Genomic DNA, 25,663 nt, shown 5'->3' on the forward strand with positions numbered 1-25,663 from the left:
CAGCGTAACCGCTGATTGTTGGTGTGGACGGCCCAACGGCATCATGTGCCAAAGTTGAGTTGTTCAAATCCAATGAAAGGGCCGCCCGAATGAAGTTTAAGCGCATTGCGATTGATACGTCCAAACATGTTTTCACGATCCATGGTGTGGATGAGCAGGAGCGACCGGTGCTCGGGCGGGAACTCAAGCGTGACCAAGTGGAAGCTTTTTTCAGGAAACTGCCCGCAACGGATGTGGTTTTGGAGGCGTGTGGCGGGTCTCACCATTGGGCACGCATGCTGCAGGGTATGGGTCATCAGTCCCGGCTGATCCCGCCACAATACGTCAAACCCTTTCTCAAGCGGGGCAAGAATGACGACAAGGATGCCGAGGCGATCAACGAAGCGGCGGTGCGGCCGAGCATGAGGTCGGTTGCCGTGAAGACCGCCGACCAGCAGGCCAAGGGTATCATCGTGAAACACCGCGAGATGCTGGTTGGCCAGCGCACTCAGGCGATCAATGCGCTGCGCGGCCACGCCACGGAATTTGGCGTCGTGGTCGCCAAGGGCACCGCCAAGGTTGCACCGCTATTGGCTGTCCTGGCCGGTGATATGGCTATCCCGGCCACAGCGCGCGCGATGTTCGAGCAGATGGGCGCACATATCGAGGCTCTGGAGAGTCGGATTGCTGGCCTCGATGCCGAACTGCTGGCGATGCACAAGGCACATCCCGTTAGCCGGCTGCTGGCCGAAATCCCCGGTGTTGGACCGATGATCGCCACCACTATGGCATTGACGGTGGAGCCGCAGAATTTCGCCTCTGGCCGCCATTTCGCGGCGTGGCTGGGCCTGACACCGCGGGAGCATTCCACCGGCGGCAAGCAGCGCCTGGGCAAGATCAGCAAGGCAGGCAATGAACGGTTGCGAACATTGTTGGTGGTGGGGGCGATGTCCGTCATCCGTTTCGCCAAGCCAGGCAGTAAATCAGCCTCGCCATGGCTGCTACAATTGCTGGAGCGCAAGCCGCGCAAACTCGCGGCAGTAGCTCTGGCCAACAAGATGGCCCGGATTATCTGGGCCATGATGGCGCGCGGCGAAGCGTATCGGCGCCAGCCGACCGCCGCCTGAACCGCGCGCCGGTGCCGGGGGTTCAAGGAGCAGCAGAAGATGATAATCGGTCGAACCGACGAGCGACAAAATCCGTTAATACCAATGGCACGCTATCGCATGCCGCCAGGCTGTTTGGATGTCGCTCGCGGAACCCATCTGGGCCAGCGGTCATAATACCGCGTCAACAGGCCGGACACATGACCGCATTCGAACCAACATCAGATTCCGCTTCACGTACTTGAACCCAGCGGGCCGTCCACACATGGTATTAGCTTTCATTTTGGCACGCAGCCGCCACACCAACCCTGCGTGCATACCGGTCAGCGGACGCGCTGACCGGTATTATACCGGATCGATCACCCTTTGCAGGCGCGTGGTGCCGGGGCTGATCGCGTGCCAGGGGGTCAGGACCAGAAATTCCGAGACCCGCATGGTTGGAAACCCCTCATTGAGCTTGGTTTTCGCCTCGCTCTCCGGGCCGCGCGCGGCCAAATGCCAGGCCAATTCGCCGATGCCCGGATTATGCCCGACGATCAACACGCTGCGGGCGGTTTCGCGCAGGCCGGCCAGCATATCGAGCAACCGGGCCAGCGGCGCCATATAGAGACTATCCATGATGTCGATATTCGCCCCATTGTCCCAAGCCAGCACCGCCTCCAGCGTCTCACGGGTGCGCCTTGCCGATGAGACCAGCACCACATCCGGCTCCACACCCAGAGATTGCAATTTGCGTCGCATATTCGCGCCAGCGATCATGCCGGATGGCGCGAGGGCGCGCTCAAAATCGGGCAAATCGGGGCGGGCGCGTTCGGCTTTGGCGTGGCGCATCAAAAGGAGCTGGTGCATCGTGTTGGTGGTATCCGAGTGACAAAAATGATGTATGCCCGGTCTGGCCCTCGCGATCTAGCGGGTACACCCTATTTATCGTCGGTCAAGGAGTGAGACATGCAGGATCCGATGATTATTATTGGTGCCACCGGGGCGATCGGCGGCGCGTTGGCACGGCGGCTGGCGGCTGCGGGGCAGGCTTTGCACTTGATTGCCCGCGACCAGGCGGCCTTGGCGCCGCTCGCGAGCAGCCTCGGGGCCAGCCATCAGGTGGCTGATGTGCGCGATGATGCAGCCCTGCAAGCCGCCGTTGCGGCGGCGGGCTCACGCGTCGCCGGCTTGGCCTATTGCGTCGGCTCGATTGTGATGAAGCCGCTGAAGCGCGCCAGCGTAGCGGATTTTGCCGAAACCTATGCCCTGAATGTGATCGGCGCCGCCCGCGCCGTGGCCGCCGCCGAGGCGGGGTTGCGCGCGGCTGAGGGGAGTGTTGTGCTGTTTTCCTCGGTGGCCGCGCAATCGGGCTTTCCCAATCATACGGTGATTGGCGCGGCGAAAGCCGGCGTCGAGGGGCTGAGCGTGGCGTTGGCGGCGGAATTGGCGCCGGTGCGGGTGAATTGCATCGCGCCCAGCCTGACCCGCAGCAAAATTGCCGCCCCGATGACCGACAACCCGGCAATGGCCAAAGCGATTGCCGCCCAGCACCCGATTGCCCGGCTCGGCGAGCCGGATGACGCCGCCGCTCTTGCGGAATTCTTGCTCTCAGGGCAAGCCGGATGGATCACCGGTCAAGTCATTGGCGTTGATGGCGGGCGGGCGCGCCTGCGCAACAAAGGGTAGTCTGGAATCACGCTCACACTGAACGGGAGAAAAGCTGATGATGGATCGCCGCCGATTTATCGCGTCGAGTGCGACGATGGTGCCGATGGCCGCCCTGACCGCCGCCTTGACCCGCCGGGCATTGGCCGCCGATACCGCCAACGCAAAGCTGCCGGTGCCCGCATCCAAACGCCTCGCTTTCGCGGTGTTTCGCAACGGCACGCGCATTGGCGAGCAAGTTTTGCAATTCGTTGAAACCGGCGATCATCTGCGCATCGATAATCACGTCACCCTGCAAGTCAAACTTCTCGATGTGGTAATGTTCAATTATCGCGCAGCGATCACCGAACATTGGGCGCAGGGAGCTTTTGCCGCAGCGCAAAGCGTGATCGATGCCAATGGCACGCTGCATCGCGTGCAGGTGGCGCGCCGGGCCAACGGCGTTGCGATCAGCGGCAATTTGATCAAACCCTATGTGGCGCCGCCGGATGCGCTGCCGCTCACCTATTGGAACAAGGCCTTGCTCAAAGGCCCGATGATCAACATGCAGACCGGACATACCGATCACCCGACCGTGACCGATCTGGGCTGGTTTGCACTGCCCACCCTGCCCACCGGCACGGTGCGGGCGCAGGCCTATAAATTATCCGGCTCGCTGCATTTGACCATTTACTATGATCAGCAAAATCGCTGGCAAGGCCTCGCATTTGATCATAGTGGCCATATCACCTACGAACCGATCCTGAGCTGAGCATGGGGTGTTTACGCCTGATCTTGGGCGATCAGCTCTCGCGTCGGATCACTGCCCTTGATGGGCTCGATCCGGCGCAGGACGTGGTGATGCTCGCTGAAATGATGGCGGAATGCACCTACGCGCCGCATCACCGGCAGAAAATCGCTTTGGTGCTGTCCGCGATGCGCCATTTTGCTGACGAATTGCGCGCGCGCGGGATCAAGGTTCGCTATGTCACGCTTGATGATCCCGACAATTGCGGGGATTTGACCGGCGAAATGCGCCGGGCCTGCGCCGCTTTGCGCCCTGAGCGATTGATCATGACCGCGCCAGGGGAAATGCGGGTATTGACCTTGATGCAGGGGCTTGGCGCGGCCTGCGGCGTGCCGTGCGAAATTCGCAACGATACGCGGTTTTTCTGCGGCATCGATGAATTTTCCGCCTGGGCGCAAGGGCGTTCGCAATTACGCATGGAATTTTTCTATCGGGAGATGCGGCGCAAACATCGGCTCCTGATCGAGGGTGATGCGCCGCTGGGCGGGCGCTGGAATTATGATTCGGAAAATCGCCGAGGTTTTGCCTCCGACCTCATTGTGCCGCCACCGCGCCGCAGCACGCCTGATGCGATCACCCAGGCTGTGTTAGACATGGTCACTGAGCGATTTCCAAACCATATCGGCGCACTCACGCATTTTGCCTACCCGGTGACGGCGGCAGAGGCCGAACGGCATTTCGCCGATTTTTTGCAAACGCGCTTGCCCGCCTTTGGCGATTGGCAAGATATGATGTCGGCAGACGCGCCTTTCATGTTTCATGCGCTGATCTCAGCACCGCTCAATCTCGGCTTGCTCGATCCGTTAGAGATTTGCCGACGCGCCGAGCAGGAATATCACGCCGGACGCGCGCCGCTCAATGCGGTTGAAGGGTTCATCAGGCAAATTTTGGGCTGGCGGGAATTTATTCGCGGCATCTATTGGCTCCATATGCCGCGCTACGCGACGCTGAATGCGCTCAATGCCCACCGTATTTTGCCAGGATTTTACTGGACCGGCGACACCGCAATGCGCTGCATGAAAGCAGCCATCGGCCAAACGCTCGATTATGCCTATGCCCATCATATTCAACGGCTGATGATTACTGGTAATTTTGCCTTGCTCGCCGGCATTGACCCCAATCAGGTCGATGAATGGTATTTGGCGGTCTATGCGGATGCCTATGAGTGGGTGGAAATGCCGAACACGCGGGGCATGGCGCTGCATGCCGATGGCGGGATTGTCGGCTCGAAACCTTATGCGGCGTCCGGTGCTTATATCAACCGGATGAGCAATTATTGCCGAGGCTGCGCCTATGATGTGAAGCAGGCGACAGGATCAAACGCCTGCCCGTTCAACGCGCTCTATTGGGATTTCATCGCCCGCCACGGTGAACGTTTTGCCGAAAATCCACGGATGGCGATGCCGGTGCGGAGCTGGCACAAAATGACGACCGACAAGCAACGCGCCTTGCGTGCGCGGGCAGCGGAATTGCTCTCCCATATCGATCAAGGAATAAAAATATGAATGCAACAACGCCATTGGATGGCATCGCCTGGATTACCGGCGCCTCAAGCGGCATTGGCTTGGCGGTCGCGCAGGCGCATCTTGCAGCGGGTTGGCGGGTTGCCGTCACCGCTCGGCGCGAGCCTGAATTGCAAGCGTTAGCGGCCCAACATCCGGGGCGAGTGATTGTGGCTGCCGCCGATGTGACCGATGCCGAAGCGGTGCGCGCCGCCACGGCCAAAATCACGGCGGAGGGCAAAATCGCTCGCGCCATTCTGAATGCCGGCACCTATGAGCGTGACACCGCCGAGACATTCGAGGCCGCGCGGTTGCAGCGGCAAGTGGCATTGAACTTGATTGGCACCGCGCACTGCCTGGAAGCGGTAATGCCGGGCATGATTGAGCGGCGGCGCGGCCAAATCGGGCTGGTCGCATCACTCGCCGGGCTGGCTGGCTTGCCAGGATCGATCTCGTACTCAACGACCAAGGCCGGGATGATTGCGATGGCGGAATCGCTGAAATTCGATTTAGATCAGCATGGCGTTGCCATTTCCGCGATTTGCCCCGGATTTGTGAAAACCCCGCTCACCGCCAAAAACAGCTTTCCGATGCCGTTTTTAATGGAGGTTGACGCTGCCGCGCAAGCGATCATGAAGGGCTTGGCGCGCGATCAATTCCTGATTGCCTTTCCCGAAGGCTTGGCGCGGCCGCTGCGGATTTTACGCAGCTTGCCCTATGCAGCGTTTTTTCCGCTGGTCGCGCGCGGCACCAAAGGCGGGTGAATGACGCGGGTCAGTGCGGCGACGAATCGCTGACAATAGGCCCGCGCCGACTCTGCCGTGACACGGGTCAGCAACGCGGCGTGGCGGTCGATGCGCTCATTAACAGTCATTACCAAGGCAGCGTGGATCGCTTCGGCCACGGCATCGATATCAAACGGGTTGACGAGCAGGGCTTCCGGTAATCCCTCGGCGGCACCTGCAAAAATCGAGAGGATCAGCACGCCGGGATCAAGCGGGTTTTGTGCGGCGATATATTCCTTGGCAACCAGGTTCATGCCATCGCGCAGCGGCGTCACCAAGCCAATGCGTGCCGTGCGGTAAAAGCCCGCGATCAAGGTGCGTCCGACCGTGCGGGTCATGTAGCGCAGCGGCACCCAATCGAAATCGGAAAAGGCTCCATTAATGGAGCCGGTTTTATGATCCAGCTCCTCACGCAATGCCCGATAACGCTCCACCTCCTCACGCGAGGGGGCGGCGATTTGCAGAAAGCTGAGCGTGCGGCGATGCTCGGCATAGCGGCTGAGAAAACGCTCATAGGCATCAAAGCGCGCAGGCAGGCCCTTGGTGTAGTCGAGCCGATCCACGCCAATCATCAAGGCGCGGCCTGCCAAACTATCGATCATCCGGCGCGTTTCAACGCGCTGGGCGGCACGAACCGCCATGGCGTTGAAGGCCTGCGCATCAATGCCGACCGGTGCGACAATAATCTGCGCGCTATGGCCCTGGTGAGTGATACGATGATCGGGCGTGATTGGATGACCGAAGGCCGCGCGCACCGCATCCGCGAACAAGGTGCGATCACGGTCCGTTTGCATGCCGATCACGTCGTGGGCGAGGAATGATGCGAGCATTTCGGTGGCGGGTGGCAAAATATCGAGCACAGCAGGGGCAGGAAACGGAATATGCAAAAAAAAACCAATCCGATTGGTCACACCCCGCGCGCGCAACGATGCCGCGACACCGATCAACTGGTAATCATGCACCCAGATCAAATCATCCGGGCGCAGTAAAGCGAGCAAAGCCTCGGCAAACGCATCATTGACCCGCCGATAAATTGCATAATCGGCACGATCGAACACGGCGAGGCTGGGCATCATATGAAATAAGGGCCAGAGCGTCGAATTGGCGAAACCGAGATAAAACGCCCGGTAATCTGCTTCGCCGAGATCGATGGTGGCAAAGGTCAAATCAGAAGTTTCGGTGATTGTTGCGGATGTTGAGGTTGTCTCCGCACGGCGACCGGACCAGCCGAACCACAGCGTGCCGGGAACCAACACCTCGGCAAGCCCAACCACCAACCCACCCGCGCGCGGGCCGGCGCGCTCGCTCGGATCGGGAACGCGGTTCGAGACGATTACGAGGCGCGCCATAACCCATCCTCCCAGCTGCGCGACAAGCGCGTGGCACATAAAATGAGGCCGACTTGCGAATAGGTTTGTGGGAAATTGCCCCAGAGCTGCGCAGGTGCCTCTTCGCGCGCTGGTGCGAGATCTTCCGAGAGCAGACCAACATGATTGCGGGCCGCGAGAATCCGTTCAAACAATTCTAACGCCTCATCGCGCCGTCCCGCCAAAGCGAGGGCGTTCACATACCAAAAGCTGCAGAGCAGAAAAGCCGTTTCGGGTTTACCGAAATCATCGGCCTCATCATAGCGCAGCATAAAACCATCACGCATCAAGCGGCGTTTTACCACATCAAGCGTCGTCAGAAATGTGGGATGTTTAGCATCGATGAAGCCCAGTTCTGGGAGTATTAGAACTGATGCGTCACACACCGATTGATCGAGCACACCGGAGAGCCAACCCTCCGGCGTAACGATGCGGGCCATGATAGTCGCCCGCAATGCAGCAGCGCGGGTGGACCATTGTGCGGCGTCCGCTGAGCGGCCCAGCGCACTCGCGATCAAGGCAAGGCGCGATAACGCCGCCCAACCCATCACCGCGGAAAAACTATGCACCCGCGCACGGCCACGAAACTCCCAAATCCCGGCATCAGGTTCGAGGGCAACGCGTTCGGCGATATCCCCCAACGGGCAGAGCCGCTGATAGAGCGCATCATCACCGCGCACCGTGAGGCGTTGATCGACGAAAAGCTGAGCAAGCGAGAGAATGATGGCACCATATCCGTCATTTTGCCGCTGGCCGGCAGCAGCATTGCCAATCCGCACCGGACCATCGCCCCGATAGCCAGGCAGATGCGGTGCAATCTGTTCATCGAGCGCCATGCCGGGGGCGACGGCGAATAAGGGCGGGATTTCGGCGCCGTCATGCCCATGCACCAGATCGAGCACAAAGCCGAGATAATTGACCATGGTGCGGGTGGCCGACAGGCGGTTCAGGGCAGCGATTGTGAAAAAACTATCGCGCAGCCAGCAAAATCGGTAATCCCAGTTGCGCCCGGAGCCGGGTGCTTCGGGCAGCGAGGTGGTGAGTGCGGCAACGATGCCGCCGGTATCATCATAGGAACAAAGTTTTAGGGTGATCGCGCTGCGAATAACCGCATCCTGCCAGTCAAACGGGATGTTCAGATCGGTGACCCAGTTTTGCCAATAGGATTGGGTTTCAGTGAAAAGCCGGTTGAACACCATGTCGGTCGCTTGATCCAGCGGTTCGTCATTACTGATGAACAAGGTTGCTGGATTGGCCAGGGTGAAGCTGCGCTGATGCGCGAGATGGGCCAGGGATAGATCGGTGGTCACGCGCAGTGCGAAATCGGGACCAGGAAAGCGCAAATGGTTGCTGCCGAGAATTGGTTTGGGATGTAATTCGCCATAGGCGAAACCAGGTGCGATGGTAACGGTCACCCGGGGGCGGCCACGGACTGGTTCGAGCCGACGGATCAGCATCGGTGGGCGGAACATGCGGCCAAAATTGCGAAAGCGCGGGCAGAAATCGAGCACGCGCAGGGCGTTGCCTGCATCGTCATGCAGGATGGTTTCGAGGATGGCGGTATTGGGCAAATAACGCTGCGTGGTGTGGGTTTGCCGATCAAGATGAACGGCAAAGCGGCCCAGCGTTGCATCGGTGCTGAGTAAGGCGTGAAATACCGGATCACCATCCAGGCGTGGCCAACAGCACCATTGCTGGGTAGCGTCACGATCGATCAAGGCGGCGATGGCGCCATTGCCGATCACGGCGAAGTCAAGATTATGCGCGGGGTTAGGCATCGGTGACGGGCTCCGACAGTGAGGCGGCGAGCCAAGCGCGGACACTGGCTGGGCCGTTGGGGAAATCGCGGGCGACATGCAGGCCGCGCCCGCCTTGCGCGATTGATGCGGCGATCGCTGGTTCATCGGTCAGGTCATCGCCGATGAAAAGCGGTGTACGGCCACGGAACGGGTCGATCTGCAAAAAGGCGGTCAGGGCATCGGCCTTGTTGGGGCCTTGCGCACGGATTTCGAGCGCTTGATGGGCGGGTTGCAGCGTTAGGTTTGGCTGCGCTTCGGTCAGGGTGGTGGCGACGCGGGTCAGATGATCAGCATGATGCGGGGCGGCGCGCCAATGCAGGGCAAAGCCGAATTTTTTCTCCTCCAGCAGGGTGCCAGGGCACGCGGCGATGGCGGCACGCAAGGCCGGGGCGAGATGCCGCAAGGCGGCGGGAGGCTCGATGCATCGGATGATTGTGCCATGGGCGTCGCGCAGGATCGCGCCATGCTCGGCCGCGACCGCGAGGCCGGGTGCTAGAGCCGCCGGGGGGAGCAGAAAATCGATGTCGGCAAGGCTGCGTCCAGAAATCAGCGCGAGCGCTTGGCCGTGGGCGCGGGCAAGGGCGCGCAGAAGAGCGGGCAGGCCAGTGGGCACGCGCACACTGAGCGGGGTGGCTGCGAGGTCGAGGAGGGTGCCGTCAATATCGAGGAAAACGGCTTCATCACTGTGTCGTTTGGCCGGCCAAGCTTGGTCAGTCATCATGCCTTATGTAGGCATGGGGGCTGGCCGAACCAACCCTTGATTTCAGGGTTCTGGGGGAGTGCCGAGCGGGCCGAGGGCGGCTGCGATGCCGAATTCGCCGGGGAGGGCGTTGCGCGGGAACAGGATCGTGACATGGCCGAGTTTGCGGCCAGGGCGGTTTTCGCGCTTGCCGTAATGATGCGGGATCAGCCCATCGGTCGCGAGAATGGTGGGCCAGAGTGCCATGTCATCCGGGCCGATCAGGTTTTTCATCACCGCATCGGCATGGCGGCGGGCCGGCGGCAACGGCAGGCCGGCGACGGCGCGGACTTGCATTTCGAACTGGCTGACCGGGCAGGCATCGAGCGTCCAATGGCCGGAATTATGGGGCCGGGGAGCAATTTCATTCGCGAGCACCGAACCGGTGCGATCAATGAAAAATTCAACCGCGAGCAGGCCGACCAGATCGATCCGTTCGGCGATGCGCAGGGCCATGGCTTGCGCGGCGGCGCGGGTCTCCGGGGCGAAGGGGGCTGGGGCCAAGGTGAGATCGAGGATATGATCGCGGTGGCGGTTTTCAACCATGTCAAACACGCTGGTATCGCCATCGGGGCCGCGCGCGACCAGGACTGAGCCTTCGGCGGCGAAATCAACAAAGCCTTCGAGGATGAGTGGTTTGGGGTTGAGCTGGGCGAAGGCCGTTGCGGCGTCGGCGGGGCTGCGGAGCAAAAACTGGCCTTTGCCGTCATAGCCGAGGCGGGTGGTTTTCAGCACGGCGGGCAGGCCGAGCGCGGCGATGGCGTGGGTCAGGTCATCAAGGCTGGTGATGGCGCGCCAGGGGGCGGTTTGGATATCGGCGCTGTTGAGGAAAGTTTTTTCGAGTAGGCGATCCTGGCTGATGCGCAGCACATTGGGGCCGGGGCGAACCGGGCGATGGGCGGCGAGGATGGCGAGGGCTTCGGCAGAGATGTTTTCGAACTCGAACGTGACCACATCCACCTGTTCGGCGAAGCGGGCGAGGGCAATCTCGTCTTCGTAATCGGCGATGCTGTGCGCGCCAGCGACCTGAAAGGCTGGGGAGTCGGCTTCGGGCGCGAAAATATGGCTGCGATAGCCAAGGCGGGCGGCGGCCATCGCGGTCATCCGGCCCAATTGGCCGCCGCCGATGATGCCGATGGTGGCGAGGGGTGCCAGCATGTTAGCCATGATGGGGGAGCGGTTCTTCCGGGTCGGTGGGGACGGCGGCGGTTTGGGCGGCGCGCCAGGCATCGAGCCGGGTGGCCAAGGCGGGATCGGCCAAAGCGAGCAAGGCGGCGGCGAACAGGCCGGCATTGATGGCGCCGGGGCGGCCAATGGCGAAGGTGGCGACCGGAATGCCGCCGGGCATTTGCACGATGGAGTGCAGGCTATCGACCCCGCGCAGGGCGGCGGATTCGACCGGCACGCCGAGCACCGGCAAGGGGGTGAGGGAGGCGATCATGCCGGGCAGATGGGCCGCGCCGCCAGCACCGGCGATGATGGCGCGCAGGCCGCGCGCCCGTGCGGATTGGGCATACTCGACCATGCGCAGCGGGGTGCGGTGGGCGGAGACCACTTTGGTTTCGTGCGGGACGCCGAGCTGGGTGAGGATGGCGCTGGCTTCGCGCAAAGTGGGCCAGTCTGAGCGACTGCCCATGACGATACCGACCAGGGGGCCGGTCACAGGGGGCGGGTTCATGCGATGCTATCGGGGATGAGGCGACTTTCCAGCCGGGTGATTTGGTCGCGGAGCAACAGCTTGCGCTTTTTGAGGCGTTGGATTTGCAACTGATCGATTGGGAATTGATCGATTAGGCGCGTGATCACCGTATCGAGGTCACGGTGTTCGCTGCGCAAGAGGTGCAAGTGCCGCAACATGGTGTCCGTATCGGTCAGCATAATCGGTCTCTATCACAAGCGGTGGCTTTATTCCTATCCGGGGTGGTCAGGTTTTTTATGGCCGGGGGATGACCGATTTGGTGCGTGACAAGCGAGGCGATCAGGGTTTATGTTTTTGATCCCGTCGCCGATTGGTCGGCGCGGATCTGAGGAGATCACATATGAGCATTCAGGCGCGGATTGAGTCTCTCCAAGGTCGTCATGCTAATTTGGAAGCGTTGATTGCGGCGGAAGATCGCCGCCCGCAACCGAACACTGGTGAGCTATCGCGTTTGAAGCTGGAAAAATTGCGGCTCAAAGAAGAGATGCAACGGTTACGCTCGGACAAGCAAGGCTGAGTGAACCACGTTGAACGAGAGGTGAGGCGGTTTAGGCCGCCTCATCTTCGTGGTGAGGGTGCGGTTGCTCGGGCAAGGGCGCGCCTTCGCGCAGCAGGCGGGCATTGCCGGCGGCCACGGCGTCATTCAAGTCAGATTGCTTGCACAGGCCGAGGATGACCGGGTCACGCGGTTTGATGTTGGCGCTGTTCCAATGGCTGCGGTCCCGGACTTTTTGGATCGTGTCTTTGGTGGTGCCGAGCAATTTGACGATTTGTGCGTCTTGCACCTGCGGGTAGTTGCGCAGCACGAAGGCGATGGCGTCTGGCCGGTCGATCCGTTTGGCGACCGGGGTGTAGCGCGCGCCGTGACCGCGCTTGCCGCGTTTATTGGCGGGCAGAGCGGATTCCAGCAGGGTCAACCGGGCACTGGGATCGGCCTCGCACCGATGGATGTCGGCGGCGGTGACTTGCTTGTTGGCGACCGGATCATAGCCATTAATTCCTTGCGCCACCTCGCCATCGGCGATGGCCTGGATTTCGAGCGGGTGCATGCCGCAGAAAGCGGCGATTTGCTCAAAGGTCAGGGCGGTTTTTTCGATCAGCCATACAGCGGTGGCTTTCGGCATCAGGGGCAACGACATGATAAACCTCAGGAAAGCGCCGCAACGCACACCCATTGGGCCGTGCTGCGGCTATGATCGGCTCGATATGGTCCGGGCAAGGCCGGTGGGTCAAGGGTATAAAGGTGTTTTTCATCGATTTATCGGCATGGCTTGGTTGCGCGATGCGGAATATGGCTTGCGTTTGGCGGTGGGGTGCTCAAGATAGGGGGATGGAGTGGGATTACTCATGATTGATCCGTTTGGCCGGGCGATACATTATTTGCGCGTTTCGGTAACGGACCGATGCGATTTTCGCTGTGTTTATTGCATGGCGGAGGATATGAATTTTCTGCCGAAGGCGGAATTGCTCACGCTTGAGGAGTTGGAGCGGCTGGTTTTGGCGTTTGTGCGGCTTGGGGTGCGCAAATTGCGGCTGACCGGCGGCGAGCCGCTAGTGCGGCGCGGGGTGATGGCGCTGGTGAACCGGCTGGGCCGCCAGATTGGGCCCCAACCTGGGAAGCCGGGGTTGGACGAGCTGACGCTGACCACCAATGGCAGCCAATTGACCCGGTTTGCCGATGAATTGGCGGCGAGCGGGGTGAAGCGGATTAATGTCAGTCTTGATACGCTGGATGCGGAAAAATTTGCGGCGATTACCCGCTGGGGCCGGTTGCCGCAGGTGTTGGACGGGGTGATGGCGGCGAAGGCGGCGGGGCTGGCGGTGAAAATCAACGCGGTTGCGCTGAAGGGCGTTAATGAGGATGAGTTTGACCGGATGCTGGCCTGGTGCGGCGAGCATGGGTTTGATTTATGCTTGATTGAGACGATGCCGCTGGGTGAGATTGATGCCGACCGCACCGATCAATATTTGCCGCTATCGCTGGTGCGCGAGCGGTTGGCGCGCCGTTGGCGCTTGCAGGCCAGCGATTATGTGACGGGCGGGCCGGCGCGCTATTATGATGTGGCGGAGACCGGCACGCGGCTGGGGCTGATTACGCCGTTGACCCATAATTTTTGCGAGGGCTGCAACCGGGTGCGGCTGACCTGTACCGGCACGCTCTATATGTGTTTGGGACAAGAGGATGCGGCGGATTTGCGGGCAGTGCTGCGCGCCCATAGCGATGATGCGGCGCTGGAGGCGGCGATTCACGCGGCAATTGCGCGCAAACCCAAGGGCCATGATTTCGTGATTGACCGGGCCGGACGCAAGCCGGCGGTGGCGCGGCATATGAGTGTGACCGGCGGTTAATGCCGGTTTTTCCGCTATTTCGTTTCTGCTCCGTAACGATTGGGACGTGCGGCGGCGGCGCAAAAATCAGGCGAAAATTTTGGGTGGCGGGCGGGGGGCGGTGAACCGGCTGGCTTGTGGTGTGGGCCGGGCTTGCGCGAAAAATTGGGGTTTGCGGCGGCGCGGGGTAGGCGTTTTGCCGGGCTTTGGCGCGCGCGGCGGGCGCTGTGGCGCAGAGCAGAGGGTGGCGGGCGGGGTGATGCTGAGCAGCCGGCAGAGCGGGCGCAGGCTGCGGCCCAGCGTTGGGTGGGTTGCGAGGAGCGCAAGCATTTCCGGATCATCGAGCAGGGTGGTGAGCTGACCACGGGCGGTCGCGATTTCGGATTGCGGGAATAGGCGCAGCAGCCAGCCGAAGCGGGTGGGCAGGCGCAGCGGGGCGGTTTGGGTGGTGGATTGGGTGGCGGTTGGGGTGGGTTTTGATCGGGGGATGGTGGTTCGGGCGGGGCGTGGCGCGCTTGGTGGGCGCGGCGTGATGGGGCCACGGGCGAGGGTGGCGAAAAACCGGTTGCGCAGGGCGCAGATGCGGCGGAAAATCAGCAAGGCGAACGGGCCGGAGACCGGCGAGGTTTTGCTCCGGTTGCCGAGCGCCATGAAGATCAGCTTGATGACGAAGCTGAACCGATCAGTGAGCAGAACGGGTTGCGGTGGTGGCGTCCAGGGCATGGACGCATAACAGCATAGAGGGCGGGGGGTGCGAAAGGAAAATTTTGCACGGTGTTAGTTTATTTGTATTTTGCGCGGTGCTGAGCATTCGGGTCAGACGCGGGGGGAGTCCGACCGGGATCGGCCCAAGGGGTTGGCCGGGGATTTGACGAGGTTGGGCAGGGTTGTGCAGCGCGGGAGCGACAGGGCGATGGCGATAATCAGCGGGGCGATGAGCAGGAGAATGGTGCGCAACAGCGTGAAAGCGGGTGTGATGGATGGTGACGGGACGGCGAACGGCCACTGGGTCAGGTGCCACGCAAGGCCGAGCAGAAGCAGATATTGCCCGACCAGCAGCGCGCCGGTGAGCTGATACCAACGGGCGCCGAACCGAATGCCGAGCGGCATGAGCGCGGCGCTGGGGATGGCAACCGGGATTGTCAGGAGGGGGATCATGATGATCGAGAAAGGGGTATTCTGGGCGAGCGCTTCGGCGGAGGGTGCGGCGGCGCTGCTCAAGGTTACCAGGAACAGGAGCGGCAGGCTCGGCAAGAGAAACAGATAAGCCAGTAAGCCGATTGCGAGTTCGCGCGGCGGCAGCTGCAAGCGTTCTGGCGTGAAAATGCGGCGCAACCGCGCGAGGCGTTCCGAAGCGTTCGCGGGTGGCGTGACATCGGGCTTTGGCAGGCTGGCGAAGCCGACCTGACGACCGATGGCGGCGGCGGCGGCGAAGGCAGGGAGCGCTCTGAGCGGATCGATCAACAGAAAGACGATACCGAACAGCCAGAGCAGGCTGGCGATGATGCCGCGCACGACCCATTTGGCGCGAAAGCAGGCGAGCGGCGGCACCAGCAGCGAAAGCGCCATGGAGCTTGGGGTGCCTCCGCGCTCGATGATGGTTGTTTTGCCGGAACCATCGATACCGACCAGTTTTTCCCAACTTTCCGGCGGCGCTTTGAGATCGAGCCAGCGCAGGGTGAGCAGCGGTTTGGCCACAAAATAGAGCAAAGGTGTTGCGGGAATCGCGACGAAGGCAAACGGCCCCATCAGCGCGGTGCCCTTGAACTGCGCCAATATCAGATCAGTGAGTAAATACGATACCAGAGCGATGTGAACAACAATCAGCGCGGTGCAAAGTTTCCGAAAGGCGTCAATGGCCATGGTGGGCCGACCGTCGAGAAGCATTAACGGACAAATCACGAAGTTGAATGACGTTGCGAGACCGATGAACACGCTGCTGGCGAAGATTGTGTTCGAGGAAAGCAAGATTTGATCAGTGGCTATTGGTATCGCGGCATTGAGGCGCTGCGCGATGAGATGGCCGATCAGCTGCCAGAGCAGCATGGGATCGACCAGGATCAGCAGGAAATAGGTGAGGGTGAGTGACGCGATCCCGCGCGGCAGAGTGGAGGGTTCTGCTGGCTCAACGGTTGCGCTCATCGATGGGTGGGGCGGCGGGCGCCGAGGGTATGACGGTGGTGAATCTCATGGGCGGATTTTTCTGTCATGCCGCTTGTTTCCAAAATTTTATGGATTTCGTTTTTGTTTGTGATGCGATTTTACATTCTATTAGGATTATTATTGATGCTTTATCAAACCAGATTTTTATTCGGCGGTGTGGACGGAACCGCGCTGACCTGCCGGGAATATAGCATTTTGGGGGGATAGAAACCTCCTGGGTTAATCTCGTTGAAGAGCGGATTGATCATTGTGGCGGCACCTTGGTGCCAAGAGCGACGAGGTAGGCTCTGGGTTGATTTTCTCACATGTTACTGCGTTAGGGTCATACCAATCATTATGGTGAATGGTCCATAACAGCAGCGCCGCGAGGGCGAGGGCGAGGCTTAGGAGGATAACGGCGATGAGGTAGAAGGCGAAGACCGCCTGGTTCGGCGCGTGGGTGAGTTGCCAGAGGTTCCAGAGTTGGAATGACAAGGTCAAGAGTGACGATAGATGGGCAACGCGGCGGAATCGTTTGATCCAGGGGATGTTTTTGTAAACGTAAACCTTGCGGACATAGGTTACGCTGAACAGCACGAACAGGATGGCGATGATGAATGGGCCGACGGGGAGGCCGTGCGGCATGAATATGTCGAGCCAATCATCGCCGACGAGAAGATAGAGCATGTCGGTCGCGAAAATCGTTGGTGCGATGGCCAAGGTTCCCACAAGGCCGGCGGCGCAGAGATTGATCGCCCGCCGGGGCGGGAGAGATGGCCGGGTTCCGTCGGTGGGTGAGGGCGTGGTGATCATGGGTATGGCGAGGCTATGGCGTTTGCGGGGCTGGGGCAAGCCCGGTGGCGGGTGGATTAGGTGGGGGAACTGGTGCTCACTTGGCGGGCGCGGAGGCGGCGGATGCGGCGGGCGTCGGCGTCGAGGATCAAAAATTCGATGCCGGAGGGGTGGCGCAGAATTTCGCCACGGGTGGGGACGCGGCCGGCGAGGGTGAAGACGAGGCCGCCGATGGTGTCGATGTCGGCGTGGCGTTCTTCTTCGGTGAGGATGTCTCCGAAGCGGGCGACGAAATCTTCGAGCGGCAGGCGGGCATTGAGATCGACGCTGCCGTCATCGCGTTCGATCAGCATCGGGCCTTCGATTTCGTCATGTTCGTCATCGATGTCACCGACGATGGTTTCAACCAGGTCTTCGATGGTGACGAGGCCATCGACGCCGCCATATTCATCGATCACCAGGGCGAGATGGGTGCGGCGCTGGCGCATTTGCCAGAGCAGGTCGAGCACCGGCATTTGCGGGGCGACCATCAGGGGTTTGCGCAGGATTGAGCGGAGCGAAAAATTTTCGGGCGGGCCGGCATAGGCCATGACGTCTTTGATATGGACCATGCCGAGAATGTCATCGAGATGCTCGCCATAGACCGGCAGGCGCGAATGGCCTTCGCGGCGGATTTGGGTGATGGCTTGATCGAGACTAACATCGGCACGCATGGCGATGATGTCAGCACGGGGGATCATTACGTCATCGGCGGCGGTGCCGCGCAGGCGCAGCACGTTGGCGATCAAAGCGCGTTCCTGCGGGTCAAGCCCGGTGCCGCCGCCTTGGGCGCCGATTTCGGCTTGGGCTTCTTCCATCAGATCGCCGATTTGCTGGCGCAAATCGGGTTGTTCGCGCATTTTGCTGAGAAGTTTGCCGAACCAGGAGCCGCTCATGATAGCGTCTCGCTATCATGAGCGGATATTTGGCGCGCAGCCGCCACACCAACCCTGCGCGCATTCATGATAGCGTCTCGCCATCATGATTTTTCCCGCCGCGCGCAGCCGCCACACCAACCCTGCGCGCGCTCATGATGGCGTCCGGACATGCATCACGGCTTGTGGCTTCCAAGGATTCGGGATTTTGAGTTGGGCGAGCAGGCGGGATTCTAGCCGTTCCATGCGGATCGCTTCGCCGGGGTGGTGGTGATCATGGCCGGCGAGATGCAGGGCGCCGTGGATGACCAGATGGGCGAGATGATGCGCGGGCGGGCGCTGGGCGGCGCGGGCTTCGCGCAGGATGGTGCCCAGCGCGAGGATGATTTCGGCGGGCTGTTCGTAGGTCAGGACGTTGGTGGGTTTGTTGCGCCCACGATCACGGTTGTTGAGTTGTTTGACGGTGCGATCATCGGTGAGGACGACGCTGGCCGGGCAGTTGGTGAGGGCGAGGGCGCGGGCGATCAGGCGTTCGGGCGCTGGGGTAACCCGGCGCCAGCGCGGTTCGGCGATGATGACGTCCCCGCGCACCGGCCAAGCCGGGCGCGGGAGACGAGGGGATGGTTCGGGGGGCGGCTGGTCCATTAAAATCCGCGCGCGCGCTCCTGCTGGGCGGCGATGCGCTGGTCATAGGCATCGACAATGCGGGCGACCAGGGGGTGACGCACCACATCGCTCACGGTGAAGCGGGCGAAGCCGATGCCGGGGACGCCTTCGAGCGTGTCGAGCGCATCGGCGAGGCCCGAGCGCGCGCCGTGCGGCAGATCGATTTGCGAGAGATCGCCGGTGATCACCATCCGGGTGCCTTCGCCCATGCGGGTGAGGAACATTTTCATTTGCACCGGCGTAGTGTTTTGCGCTTCATCGAGAATGACGAAGGCGTGGGCGAGGGTGCGACCGCGCATGAAGGCGAGCGGGGCGATTTCGATTTCGCCGGCGGCCATGCGGCGGGTCATTTGATCGCCGGGGAGTAAATCTTGCAGGGCGTCATAGAGCGGGCGGAGATAGGGATCGACTTTTTCTTTCATGTCGCCGGGGAGAAAGCCGAGCCGTTCGCCGGCTTCGACGGCGGGGCGTGACAGCACGATGCGATCGACGCGACCGGAGATCAGCATGGCGACGGCTTGGGCGACGGCGAGATAGGTTTTGCCGGTGCCTGCGGGGCCGAGGGCGAACACCATTTCATGCTTGGCGAGCAGTTCGATATAGCCGGTTTGGCCGGGGCTGCGCGGGCCGACCGCGCCTTTGCGGGTGCGAATGGCCGGGAGATCGGACAAGGGCAGGCGCGGATCGGCGGCGGGATCAACGAGGCGGGCGGCGGCATCGACTTCGGCGACGCTGATCGCTTCGCCACGGGCGAGGCGTTGATAGAGCGAGGCGAGCGCGGTTTCGGCGGCTTCGACGCGGCTGGCTTCGCCGGTGATCGAGACGCGGTTGCCCCGGCAGGCGAGGCGGACACCGAGACGCTGTTCGATGCGCATCAAATGGCGATCATGGTCGCCGAGCAGGATGGAGAGCAGCGCATTGTCGGCGAAGGTGACGGTGCGGGCGAGTTTGGCTTCGGTGGACAGGATCTGGCTCAAGCGGCTTGGTGCTCCCTTCGGTGGTGGGTGTGATCCAATATCGCCATTAGTGAGTTGGGGTTGGCGGCCGTGACGCGCACCGGGGCGATTTGGCCGGTGCGCAGGGTGGTGGCTTCGACGATGACGGGTTGCAGATAGGGGGAACGGCCGGCGAATTGGCCGGGATGGCGACCGGGGCCGGTGAACAGCACGTCGAATTGTTGGCCGATTTGGGCGCGGTTGAAATCATCTTGCTGGATCCGCAGCAGGGCTTGGAGCTCTTGCAGGCGGGCGTTTTTCACCGGCTCGGGCACTTGGTCTGGCGCATCGGCGGCGGGGGTGCCGGGACGGCGGGAATAGTTGAAACTATAGGCGAGGGCGAAGCCGGTTTCGGCGACGAGACGCATGGTGGCTTGGAAATCGGCATCGGTTTCGCCGGGGAAGCCGACGATGAAATCGCTCGACAGGGCGATGTCAGGGCGGTTTTCGCGCAGTTCGCCGACGATGCGGCGGAACAGATCGACATTATGGCGGCGATTCATCGCGGCGAGGATTAGGTCCGACCCCGATTGGACGGGCAGATGCAGGAACGGCATGAGTTTGGTGTTGGTGCGGTGGGCGGCGATCAGATCCGCACTCATGTCGCGCGGGTGCGAGGTGGTGTAGCGCAGGCGGGCGAGGTCGTTGATTTCGGCGAGGGCGGCAAGCAGGCGGGCGAGTGACCAGCTTTTGCCGTCCGGGCCATCGCCGTGCCAGGCATTGACGTTTTGGCCGAGCAGGGCGATTTCGCGCGCGCCGAGGGCGACGAGGCGGCGGGCTTCGGCGAGGATGGCGGCGGCGGGGCGGCTTTGTTCGGCGCCACGGGTGTAGGGCACCACGCAGAAGGTGCAGAATTTATCGCAGCCTTCCTGGATCGCGAGGAAGGCGATGGGACCTTGGCTGGCTTGGTCGCTCGGCAGATGTTCGAATTTTTGTTCGGCGGGGAAATCCGTGTCGATCACCGGGGCGCCGCTCAGGGCGAGCGCTTCGAGCAGAGCGGGTAGGCGGTGATAGGCTTGCGAGCCCATGACCAGATCGACATAGGGCGCGCGGGCGAGGATTTCGGCCCCTTCGGCCTGGGCGACGCAGCCGGCGACGGCGATCAGCATGCCGCCGGGGCGGGCTTCTTTGAGGGTGCGCAGGCGGCCCAGCTCAGAGAAGAGCTTGTCGGCGGCGCGCTCACGGATATGGCAGGTATTGAGGATCACCAGATCAGCATCTGGCGTGGGGACCGGCACGAAGCCGAGCGGGCGCAAAATATCGGCCATGCGGCCACTATCATAGGCGTTCATCTGGCAGCCCCAGGTCATGACATGGAGGCTGCGAATGTTGGGTGTGGGGGCAGGCTCGCGGGCAAGCGGGCGCGGTGGCGCTGGGAGGGTCATTTGGGTCCAATCCGGCTGGAGGTCAGCCGGTGGATGAAACGCGGAGCGAAATCGGTCAAGCGCACCCTTTGTTCAGGCCGGGAATTCGGCTGTTGCTAATGTCGGAATTCGGCCCCGTGTCTGTCAAGCTTTTTCGGGGGTGGGGTGGGGTGCTGGCGATGATGTTTCGATGAAACGATGCTGGCGCAGGGCGGCGGCGCGGCGGGCGATGGTGGATTCCAGGGTGGTGGCGAGGGCTTTGCGGCCCAGGCTGGCGGGGAGCGGCGGGCTGAGGATGATGCGCGCGCGCAAATTATGGCGGCCCAGGCGGGCATAATGCGAGGCGATGTCCATATCGCCATACCAGGCGATCAGCGGGCGGTTGCGCCGACAGATGGGCAGGCCATCGAGCTGGTCATAGACGATGGTGACCGGCTGGATCAGCGGCGCGATGTCACGCTCGGCCAAAGCGAGGAAGCTGGAGCGAAATTGCAGGGTGCGCGCGCCATCCGACGTGGTGCCTTCGGGGAACAGGATCAGATTATCGCCCTCATCGAGCCGTGATTCCAGGGCGGTGCGTTCGCGCCCGGTATTGCCGCGCTCGCGGCTGACGAAAATGGTGCGCCCGGCGCGGGCGATCAGGCTGATGCCGGGCCATTTGGCGACGTCGCCTTTGGCGATGAAGCAGCCGGGCAGGACAGCGCCCAGGGCGATCACATCGACCCAGGAGGTGTGGTTGGACACAAACAGGATCGGGCGGGTGGGACGGGCGGGGTCGTGGGCGATGGTGCCGGTGACCTCCAGCGTGAGGCCGAGGATGCGCGCGACGCCGGACCAATAGGTCATCGGTAGGCGTTCTTTGGCCTCCCCGCCCCGGTTGATCAGGAAGAGTTGGATCGGCAGGAGGATCAGGGTCCAGAGCAGGACCAGGATCAGCCGGGAGATCATGCGGAGCCAGCCTATCATACCTACGGGGTAGCGGGCGGACGGGCTGGCTGCAAGCGGGGGCGGATTAGAAGGTCAGGTTGGTGCGGACGCCGACCACCCATTCATTCTGCAGCCTTTGGCGCGGGGCAGCGGGATTGGCGATGCCGCCGCCGGGATTGCGGATATATTGCAGGTCCGGCTGGAGTTGCAGCCAGGGGGTGATTTGGGCCTGATAGGTGAGTTCGATCAAGGTTTCGCTGCCCTGGATCGGGGCGATTTGGCCGGGCGTGCCTTGATCGAGCTGGGCTTGGGCGCGCTCGCGATTGATCAGGTCGCCGCTGATTTGGCCGATCCCGATATCGATGCCGGCAGTGTCGTTCGGGCGACCGGGCAGAGGGTCTGTGAGGGTCAGGCCGAAATTGGCGCTGAAGCTGATCAGGTTGCGATCCGGTGGCGCGCCCATCAGGCGGGCGAAAAAATTGAGCTGGCGGGGGCTGCCGTGCTGGTGCCAGAGCGTTTGATCGATCACGCCATAGAGGCTGTCATTATGCTGGCGGAAGGCGGGGAATGGGCCGGTCTGGTTGGGGAAGGCGCCGGTATCAACCCAAAAACCGAGCCGATAGGTGCCGGGCAGGCCCGCGAGGCGGGTGGAGAAATCGGCTTCGGCGATGCTGAGCGCGCCGGTGGTGAGGTTGAATTTGGTGCCGCCAGCATCGAGCGATTGCGGGTCGTTGGCGAAGGGGCCGCCGGGCGGATTATCATCGAAGACACCGGCGAGCAGGGTGAGGTTTTTGGTGGGTTTGAGGCGCAGGCGCACACCGAGCGCGCTCAGCGGATAGGCCGGACCGTCGGCATAAAGATCCGCTGAGGGGACCAGGGGCCAGCCAGCCATGGTGTTGACGAACAAAGCGGAATTGGTGCTGACGATGAATTCCTGATCGATGCTTTGCTGGCCGATTTTAAGGTCGGCGGCACCGTGATCGAATGATTGATCGAACCATAATTCCCAAAGCCGGGTGGCATTGCTCGCTTCGGTACCGCTCGCGGTTTGTAGATCATTCAGATAGCCGGGGCTGAGGCTGCTGCCATGGATTTGCAGCGCGCTGACATAGAATGTGCCGCCTGGCAGGCCAAAGGCTTTGCCGGTGTCGATTTGCAGGGTGGCGGTGGTGACGCCTTGCAGGGTGGCACCTTGTTTGACGCCGCCGCTGATATTGGCGAGTGCGTTCTCGGTATCGGTGAGGCCAAGCGTGACGCCATGCACGGCGAGGGCCGGGCGCAGACCGCCGATGGGGCCGAGCAGGGCGCTTTGGGCGCACGCGCGACCGGGTCCGAGCGCCAGCGCGACCAGGGTGCCGATGATGAGGCGCGTGCGGCCTGGGGTCATTGTTGCTCCTCACCGGCCGCGCCGGGAAATGTGAGATGATATAGTGTATCAATCATTGTATCGGCTTAAATGATACTTTATATCATTCGCTGTTCACAGGCAGACGCTTGGAGGCTCACGATGTTTTCATTGAACCATCACATCCTGTTGACGCTCGGAGCTTTGATGGCGGCGGTGCTGGGGATCATGCCGGCACGGGCGGCGGCACCGATCCGGGCGATTGGGGTGGAAAACCAATATGCCAATGTGATCGGGCAGATTGGCGGGCGCTATGTGGTTGTGCGCGCGATCATCAGCGATCCCAACACCGATCCGCATAGTTTCGAGGCCAGCCCGAAAATTGCGGCGGAGCTGGCCGACGCCTCGCTGATTGTGGAAAATGGGCTTGGGTATGATGCCTGGGCGGACAAGATGCTGGCGGCGTCGGCCAACCCGCAACGTGTGGTGATTAATGTGCAGCGTCTGCTGCACCGGCCCAATGACACGCGCAACCCGCATCTTTGGTATGACCCGCAGACCATGGAAAAAGTGGCGGGCGCGATTGGCGCGGCGCTGAGCCGATTGGAGCCGAGCCACAAAGCCTATTTCGCCGCACGGGTGCAGCGTTTTGACCGCGCGCTGCGCCCCTGGCAGGCGGCGATTGCGGCGTTCAAGGCGCAGCATCCGGCAACGCCCGTTGCGGTGACCGAGCCGGTAGGTGATTATTTACTGCAAGCGATGGGCGCGAAAATCGAGACACCCTGGGCGTTGCAGGCGGCGATTATGAACGGCACCGATCCCTCACCGCAGGATGTGGCGACCGAAAATGCGTTGTTCCGCGATCATCGGGTGAAAATTTTCGTCTATAACCAGCAGGTGACCGACCCGCTGACCGCCTCGTTCCTGCTTCTGGCGGCGCAAAATCATATTCCGGTGGTGGGGGTCTATGAGACCATGCCAACGCCGGGTTATGATTATCAATCATGGATGCTGGCGGAAACTCAGGCCTTGGAACGAGCAGTGACGGCGGGACAATCGACCCGGTCGCTGCTGCCCGCGCCGTGACGGCCCCTGCCCTGGCGGTGGAACGGTTGAGTGTTGCGCTCGGCGGGCGAACGATTCTGGACCATGTGAGTTTCTCGGTGGCGCCGGGCCAGTTTTGTGGGCTGATTGGGGCGAATGGGTCCGGCAAGACCACGTTGTTGCGCAGTATTTTGGGCTTGGTGACGCCGAGCGGCGGAGACATACGCTGCGCGGGCGGCAAGCCGGGGCGCTGCGCGGGCGGCAAGCCCGGGGCGGCAATGGGGCAGGCGATAGGGTATGTGCCGCAGAAAATTCAGTTCGATCCATTCATGCCGTTGCGGGCGCGCGATGCGGTGGGGCTGGGGCTGGATGGGCACCGCCTTGGCATTCCATGGCCGAGTGCGGCGCGACGCGCGCGTGTGGCGGCGATGCTCGCGGCGGTGGATGCGGAGCGATTTGCCGATCAGCGGGTGGGGGATTTGTCCGGCGGGCAGCAGCAACGGGTGATGATTGCCCATGCGCTGATCCGCGAACCCAAGCTGTTGCTGCTGGATGAGCCGCTGGCGAATTTGGATTTGCGCTCGATTGCCGAAACGGTCGCGCTGTTGCATCGGCTGACGGTGAAGCAGGGGATTACCGTGCTGCTCTCGGCGCATGACATGAACCCGCTGCTGCCGGTGATGGATCAGATTGTCTATTTGGCGCATGGGCGCGCGGTGAGCGGCACGGTGGCGGAGGTGGTGCGCGGGGGCGTGCTGAGCCGACTTTATGGCTATCATATCGATGTGATCCGGGTGCATGGGCGGGTGCTGGTGGTGGCCGCCGGTGGCGCGGAGGGAATTGACGCCCAGGCGCTGTGCGACCCGGTGCATGTGACGCCGATTCCATGACATCGCTCCTTACCGGGTTTTTTGCGAACGGGCCGGTGCAGGTGGCGCTGGCGGTGGGCGGCGGGGCGGCGCTGGTTTCGGCGTTGGTGGGGGTGTTTACCGTGTTGCGGGGCCAGGCTTTTGCCGGGCATGCGCTGGCCGATGTGAGCAGCGCGGGTGGCTCGGCCTCGTTGCTGTTCGGGTTGCAGCCGCTGCTGGGGTTTTTTGCGATGGCGGCGCTGGCGGCGGGCGGGATGGAGGCGATTGGCGCGCGGGCGGTGCGTGAGCGTGACCTGGTGACCGGGATTGTGCTGGGCGCGGGGTTGGGGCTGACCGCGTTGTTTTTATATCTTGATGTGACCCGCACGGCGACCGGCGGGGCGGCGGTGAGTGTGTTATTCGGCTCGATTTTTGCCATTGCGCCGGGGACCATGCGGCTCGCGCTGGCTGTTGCGCTGCTCGCGCTGGTGGCGAATTTGGCGCTGTATCGGCCCTTGCTTTTGATTGCGTTGGACCCGGATTTGGCCGCGCTGCGCGGCGTGCGGGTGCGCGCCGTGGGGCTGGCACATGCGCTGGTGCTGGCGATGGCGGTTGCGCTCTCGGCGATGATTGTGGGGGCGATTCTCTCGACGGCGTTGTTGATTGGGCCGGCGGCGTGCGGATTGCGGCTGGCGCGGCGCACCGGGGCGGCGATTGCGATTGCGGCGGGGGTGGGGTTGGGTGCGACCTGGGGCGGAATTTTTCTGGCCTATGATAGTTTTTACTGGATACCGGGGCATGGCTGGCCGGTAAGTTTTTTTGTGGTGACGATTATTGCCGTGACCTATGCGCTGACCGGGCTGACCAGGCGGGCGGGCTGAGCATGTT

General features: G+C 62.1%; 27 protein-coding genes. 10 read left to right on the top strand and 17 right to left on the bottom strand.

What is annotated here, in order from left to right; genetic code table 11:
• Positions 1–89 precede the first annotated feature (89 nt).
• Positions 90–1,106 (top strand): IS110 family RNA-guided transposase, encoded by a 1,017-nt coding sequence (locus tag ACYUCQ_RS08810; RefSeq protein WP_460254324.1) that lies wholly within the window; start codon positions 90–92, stop codon positions 1,104–1,106.
• Positions 1,107–1,430: 324 nt separating this feature from the next.
• Here ACYUCQ_RS08810 and ACYUCQ_RS08815 read toward each other — a convergent pair whose 3' ends face one another.
• On the bottom strand, positions 1,431–1,934 hold the full coding sequence (locus tag ACYUCQ_RS08815; protein WP_460254156.1) for a SixA phosphatase family protein: 504 nt from the start codon (positions 1,932–1,934) through the stop codon (positions 1,431–1,433).
• Positions 1,935–2,033: 99 nt separating this feature from the next.
• Between ACYUCQ_RS08815 and ACYUCQ_RS08820 the strand changes: the two genes are divergently transcribed.
• The 4 genes from ACYUCQ_RS08820 to ACYUCQ_RS08835 are packed head-to-tail and all read left to right on the top strand — an operon-like array spanning position 2,034 to position 5,785.
• Positions 2,034–2,753: an SDR family NAD(P)-dependent oxidoreductase gene (locus ACYUCQ_RS08820; protein WP_460254157.1), complete on the top strand. Its 720-nt coding sequence runs from the start codon at positions 2,034–2,036 to the stop codon at positions 2,751–2,753.
• 37 nt (positions 2,754–2,790) lie between these two features.
• Positions 2,791–3,483, top strand: a complete 693-nt coding sequence (locus ACYUCQ_RS08825; protein WP_460254158.1) for a DUF6134 family protein — start codon at positions 2,791–2,793, stop codon at positions 3,481–3,483.
• Positions 3,484–3,485: 2 nt separating this feature from the next.
• Positions 3,486–5,024 (top strand): cryptochrome/photolyase family protein, encoded by a 1,539-nt coding sequence (locus ACYUCQ_RS08830; RefSeq protein ID WP_460254159.1) that lies wholly within the window; start codon positions 3,486–3,488, stop codon positions 5,022–5,024.
• Positions 5,021–5,785 carry an SDR family NAD(P)-dependent oxidoreductase gene (locus tag ACYUCQ_RS08835; protein ID WP_460254160.1) on the top strand — a complete coding sequence of 255 codons (765 nt, stop codon included), beginning with the start codon at positions 5,021–5,023 and terminating at the stop codon, positions 5,783–5,785. The genes ACYUCQ_RS08830 and ACYUCQ_RS08835 overlap by 4 nt, the downstream gene beginning before the upstream one ends.
• Here ACYUCQ_RS08835 and ACYUCQ_RS08840 read toward each other — a convergent pair.
• The 6 genes from ACYUCQ_RS08840 to ACYUCQ_RS08865 are packed head-to-tail and all read right to left on the bottom strand — an operon-like array spanning position 5,737 to position 11,589.
• A complete protein-coding gene (locus ACYUCQ_RS08840; protein ID WP_460254161.1) occupies positions 5,737–7,155 on the bottom strand; it encodes an alpha,alpha-trehalose-phosphate synthase (UDP-forming) in 1,419 nt (472 codons plus the stop codon). The two genes, ACYUCQ_RS08835 and ACYUCQ_RS08840, sit on opposite strands and share 49 nt — an antisense overlap.
• Positions 7,140–8,951, bottom strand: a complete 1,812-nt coding sequence (locus tag ACYUCQ_RS08845; RefSeq protein WP_460254162.1) for a glycoside hydrolase family 15 protein — start codon at positions 8,949–8,951, stop codon at positions 7,140–7,142. Before ACYUCQ_RS08845 ends, ACYUCQ_RS08840 begins: the two co-directional genes overlap by 16 nt.
• Positions 8,944–9,693: a trehalose-phosphatase gene (gene otsB / locus ACYUCQ_RS08850; RefSeq protein WP_460254163.1), complete on the bottom strand. Its 750-nt coding sequence runs from the start codon at positions 9,691–9,693 to the stop codon at positions 8,944–8,946. Before otsB ends, ACYUCQ_RS08845 begins: the two co-directional genes overlap by 8 nt.
• 42 nt (positions 9,694–9,735) lie before the next feature.
• Positions 9,736–10,869 carry a 5-(carboxyamino)imidazole ribonucleotide synthase gene (locus ACYUCQ_RS08855; protein ID WP_460254164.1) on the bottom strand — a complete coding sequence of 378 codons (1,134 nt, stop codon included), beginning with the start codon at positions 10,867–10,869 and terminating at the stop codon, positions 9,736–9,738.
• 1 nt (position 10,870) lies between these two features.
• On the bottom strand, positions 10,871–11,389 hold the full coding sequence (gene purE, locus ACYUCQ_RS08860) for a 5-(carboxyamino)imidazole ribonucleotide mutase (RefSeq protein ID WP_460254165.1): 519 nt from the start codon (positions 11,387–11,389) through the stop codon (positions 10,871–10,873).
• On the bottom strand, positions 11,386–11,589 hold the full coding sequence (locus ACYUCQ_RS08865; RefSeq protein WP_460254166.1) for a YdcH family protein: 204 nt from the start codon (positions 11,587–11,589) through the stop codon (positions 11,386–11,388). Before ACYUCQ_RS08865 ends, purE begins: the two co-directional genes overlap by 4 nt.
• A 161-nt stretch (positions 11,590–11,750) precedes the next feature.
• Here ACYUCQ_RS08865 and ACYUCQ_RS08870 point away from each other — a divergent pair, with 161 nt between their 5' ends.
• Entirely contained in the window at positions 11,751–11,927 is a 177-nt protein-coding gene (locus ACYUCQ_RS08870; RefSeq protein ID WP_460254167.1) for a YdcH family protein, read from the top strand.
• Between the two features lie 31 nt (positions 11,928–11,958).
• Here the strand turns inward: ACYUCQ_RS08870 and ACYUCQ_RS08875 are convergent, their stop codons facing one another.
• The gene (locus ACYUCQ_RS08875; RefSeq protein WP_460254168.1) at positions 11,959–12,549 is read right to left on the bottom strand and encodes a DUF1013 domain-containing protein; all 591 of its coding nucleotides are present in this window, start codon (positions 12,547–12,549) and stop codon (positions 11,959–11,961) included.
• Between the two features lie 208 nt (positions 12,550–12,757).
• On the opposite strand from ACYUCQ_RS08875, the gene moaA reads away from it, so the two are divergent.
• The gene (gene moaA, locus ACYUCQ_RS08880) at positions 12,758–13,759 is read left to right on the top strand and encodes a GTP 3',8-cyclase MoaA (protein ID WP_460254169.1); all 1,002 of its coding nucleotides are present in this window, start codon (positions 12,758–12,760) and stop codon (positions 13,757–13,759) included.
• Positions 13,760–13,825: 66 nt separating this feature from the next.
• Here moaA and ACYUCQ_RS08885 read toward each other — a convergent pair whose 3' ends face one another.
• The 9 genes from ACYUCQ_RS08885 to ACYUCQ_RS08925 form a co-directional block, all read right to left on the bottom strand.
• Positions 13,826–14,461: a hypothetical protein gene (locus tag ACYUCQ_RS08885; RefSeq protein ID WP_460254170.1), complete on the bottom strand. Its 636-nt coding sequence runs from the start codon at positions 14,459–14,461 to the stop codon at positions 13,826–13,828.
• Between the two features lie 93 nt (positions 14,462–14,554).
• Positions 14,555–15,880, bottom strand: coding sequence for a hypothetical protein (locus ACYUCQ_RS08890; protein WP_460254171.1), 1,326 nt, complete (start codon positions 15,878–15,880; stop codon positions 14,555–14,557).
• Positions 15,881–16,120: 240 nt separating this feature from the next.
• Positions 16,121–16,693 (bottom strand): hypothetical protein, encoded by a 573-nt coding sequence (locus tag ACYUCQ_RS08895; protein WP_460254172.1) that lies wholly within the window; start codon positions 16,691–16,693, stop codon positions 16,121–16,123.
• Positions 16,694–16,749: 56 nt separating this feature from the next.
• Positions 16,750–17,607, bottom strand: a complete 858-nt coding sequence (locus tag ACYUCQ_RS08900; RefSeq protein ID WP_460254173.1) for a hemolysin family protein — start codon at positions 17,605–17,607, stop codon at positions 16,750–16,752.
• Between the two features lie 132 nt (positions 17,608–17,739).
• Positions 17,740–18,231, bottom strand: a complete 492-nt coding sequence (ybeY, locus tag ACYUCQ_RS08905) for an rRNA maturation RNase YbeY (protein ID WP_460254174.1) — start codon at positions 18,229–18,231, stop codon at positions 17,740–17,742.
• Positions 18,231–19,229: a PhoH family protein gene (locus ACYUCQ_RS08910; protein ID WP_460254175.1), complete on the bottom strand. Its 999-nt coding sequence runs from the start codon at positions 19,227–19,229 to the stop codon at positions 18,231–18,233. Before ACYUCQ_RS08910 ends, ybeY begins: the two co-directional genes overlap by 1 nt.
• On the bottom strand, positions 19,226–20,632 hold the full coding sequence (gene miaB / locus ACYUCQ_RS08915; protein WP_460254176.1) for a tRNA (N6-isopentenyl adenosine(37)-C2)-methylthiotransferase MiaB: 1,407 nt from the start codon (positions 20,630–20,632) through the stop codon (positions 19,226–19,228). The genes ACYUCQ_RS08910 and miaB overlap by 4 nt, the downstream gene beginning before the upstream one ends.
• A 123-nt stretch (positions 20,633–20,755) precedes the next feature.
• Entirely contained in the window at positions 20,756–21,559 is an 804-nt protein-coding gene (locus ACYUCQ_RS08920) for a lysophospholipid acyltransferase family protein (RefSeq protein WP_460254177.1), read from the bottom strand.
• Between the two features lie 64 nt (positions 21,560–21,623).
• Positions 21,624–22,925, bottom strand: coding sequence for a carbohydrate porin (locus tag ACYUCQ_RS08925; RefSeq protein WP_460254178.1), 1,302 nt, complete (start codon positions 22,923–22,925; stop codon positions 21,624–21,626).
• 120 nt (positions 22,926–23,045) lie between these two features.
• On the opposite strand from ACYUCQ_RS08925, the gene ACYUCQ_RS08930 reads away from it, so the two are divergent.
• The 3 genes from ACYUCQ_RS08930 to ACYUCQ_RS08940 are packed head-to-tail and all read left to right on the top strand — an operon-like array spanning position 23,046 to position 25,656.
• Positions 23,046–23,969, top strand: a complete 924-nt coding sequence (locus tag ACYUCQ_RS08930) for a metal ABC transporter solute-binding protein, Zn/Mn family (RefSeq protein WP_460254179.1) — start codon at positions 23,046–23,048, stop codon at positions 23,967–23,969.
• Positions 23,888–24,817 (top strand): metal ABC transporter ATP-binding protein, encoded by a 930-nt coding sequence (locus ACYUCQ_RS08935; RefSeq protein ID WP_460254180.1) that lies wholly within the window; start codon positions 23,888–23,890, stop codon positions 24,815–24,817. Before ACYUCQ_RS08930 ends, ACYUCQ_RS08935 begins: the two co-directional genes overlap by 82 nt.
• Entirely contained in the window at positions 24,814–25,656 is an 843-nt protein-coding gene (locus tag ACYUCQ_RS08940) for a metal ABC transporter permease (RefSeq protein WP_460254181.1), read from the top strand. Before ACYUCQ_RS08935 ends, ACYUCQ_RS08940 begins: the two co-directional genes overlap by 4 nt.
• Positions 25,657–25,663 lie beyond the last annotated feature (7 nt).

This window comes from Acidiphilium sp. MT5 (assembly GCF_054767495.1).

Excerpts from the sequence above, each read along its gene's own strand:
- miaB (WP_460254176.1), bottom strand. The coding sequence starts at position 20,632 with ATGACCCTCCCAGCGCCACCGCGCCCGCTTGCCCGCGAGCCTGCCCCC.
- ACYUCQ_RS08810 (WP_460254324.1), top strand. The coding sequence starts at position 90 with ATGAAGTTTAAGCGCATTGCGATTGATACGTCCAAACATGTTTTCACG.
- ACYUCQ_RS08900 (WP_460254173.1), bottom strand. The coding sequence starts at position 17,607 with ATGAGCGGCTCCTGGTTCGGCAAACTTCTCAGCAAAATGCGCGAACAA.
- purE (WP_460254165.1), bottom strand. The coding sequence starts at position 11,389 with ATGAACCCGCCCCCTGTGACCGGCCCCCTGGTCGGTATCGTCATGGGC.
- ACYUCQ_RS08840 (WP_460254161.1), bottom strand. The coding sequence starts at position 7,155 with ATGGCGCGCCTCGTAATCGTCTCGAACCGCGTTCCCGATCCGAGCGAG.
- ybeY (WP_460254174.1), bottom strand. The coding sequence starts at position 18,231 with ATGGACCAGCCGCCCCCCGAACCATCCCCTCGTCTCCCGCGCCCGGCT.
- ACYUCQ_RS08890 (WP_460254171.1), bottom strand. The coding sequence starts at position 15,880 with ATGAGCGCAACCGTTGAGCCAGCAGAACCCTCCACTCTGCCGCGCGGG.
- ACYUCQ_RS08845 (WP_460254162.1), bottom strand. The coding sequence starts at position 8,951 with ATGCCTAACCCCGCGCATAATCTTGACTTCGCCGTGATCGGCAATGGC.
- ACYUCQ_RS08870 (WP_460254167.1), top strand. The coding sequence starts at position 11,751 with ATGAGCATTCAGGCGCGGATTGAGTCTCTCCAAGGTCGTCATGCTAAT.
- ACYUCQ_RS08820 (WP_460254157.1), top strand. The coding sequence starts at position 2,034 with ATGCAGGATCCGATGATTATTATTGGTGCCACCGGGGCGATCGGCGGC.
- ACYUCQ_RS08930 (WP_460254179.1), top strand. The coding sequence starts at position 23,046 with ATGTTTTCATTGAACCATCACATCCTGTTGACGCTCGGAGCTTTGATG.
- ACYUCQ_RS08925 (WP_460254178.1), bottom strand. The coding sequence starts at position 22,925 with ATGACCCCAGGCCGCACGCGCCTCATCATCGGCACCCTGGTCGCGCTG.
- moaA (WP_460254169.1), top strand. The coding sequence starts at position 12,758 with ATGATTGATCCGTTTGGCCGGGCGATACATTATTTGCGCGTTTCGGTA.
- ACYUCQ_RS08825 (WP_460254158.1), top strand. The coding sequence starts at position 2,791 with ATGATGGATCGCCGCCGATTTATCGCGTCGAGTGCGACGATGGTGCCG.
- otsB (WP_460254163.1), bottom strand. The coding sequence starts at position 9,693 with ATGATGACTGACCAAGCTTGGCCGGCCAAACGACACAGTGATGAAGCC.
- ACYUCQ_RS08885 (WP_460254170.1), bottom strand. The coding sequence starts at position 14,461 with ATGCCCTGGACGCCACCACCGCAACCCGTTCTGCTCACTGATCGGTTC.
- ACYUCQ_RS08935 (WP_460254180.1), top strand. The coding sequence starts at position 23,888 with ATGGATGCTGGCGGAAACTCAGGCCTTGGAACGAGCAGTGACGGCGGG.
- ACYUCQ_RS08920 (WP_460254177.1), bottom strand. The coding sequence starts at position 21,559 with ATGATCTCCCGGCTGATCCTGGTCCTGCTCTGGACCCTGATCCTCCTG.
- ACYUCQ_RS08895 (WP_460254172.1), bottom strand. The coding sequence starts at position 16,693 with ATGATCACCACGCCCTCACCCACCGACGGAACCCGGCCATCTCTCCCG.
- ACYUCQ_RS08815 (WP_460254156.1), bottom strand. The coding sequence starts at position 1,934 with ATGCACCAGCTCCTTTTGATGCGCCACGCCAAAGCCGAACGCGCCCGC.
- ACYUCQ_RS08940 (WP_460254181.1), top strand. The coding sequence starts at position 24,814 with ATGACATCGCTCCTTACCGGGTTTTTTGCGAACGGGCCGGTGCAGGTG.
- ACYUCQ_RS08855 (WP_460254164.1), bottom strand. The coding sequence starts at position 10,869 with ATGCTGGCACCCCTCGCCACCATCGGCATCATCGGCGGCGGCCAATTG.
- ACYUCQ_RS08830 (WP_460254159.1), top strand. The coding sequence starts at position 3,486 with ATGGGGTGTTTACGCCTGATCTTGGGCGATCAGCTCTCGCGTCGGATC.
- ACYUCQ_RS08865 (WP_460254166.1), bottom strand. The coding sequence starts at position 11,589 with ATGCTGACCGATACGGACACCATGTTGCGGCACTTGCACCTCTTGCGC.
- ACYUCQ_RS08875 (WP_460254168.1), bottom strand. The coding sequence starts at position 12,549 with ATGTCGTTGCCCCTGATGCCGAAAGCCACCGCTGTATGGCTGATCGAA.
- ACYUCQ_RS08835 (WP_460254160.1), top strand. The coding sequence starts at position 5,021 with ATGAATGCAACAACGCCATTGGATGGCATCGCCTGGATTACCGGCGCC.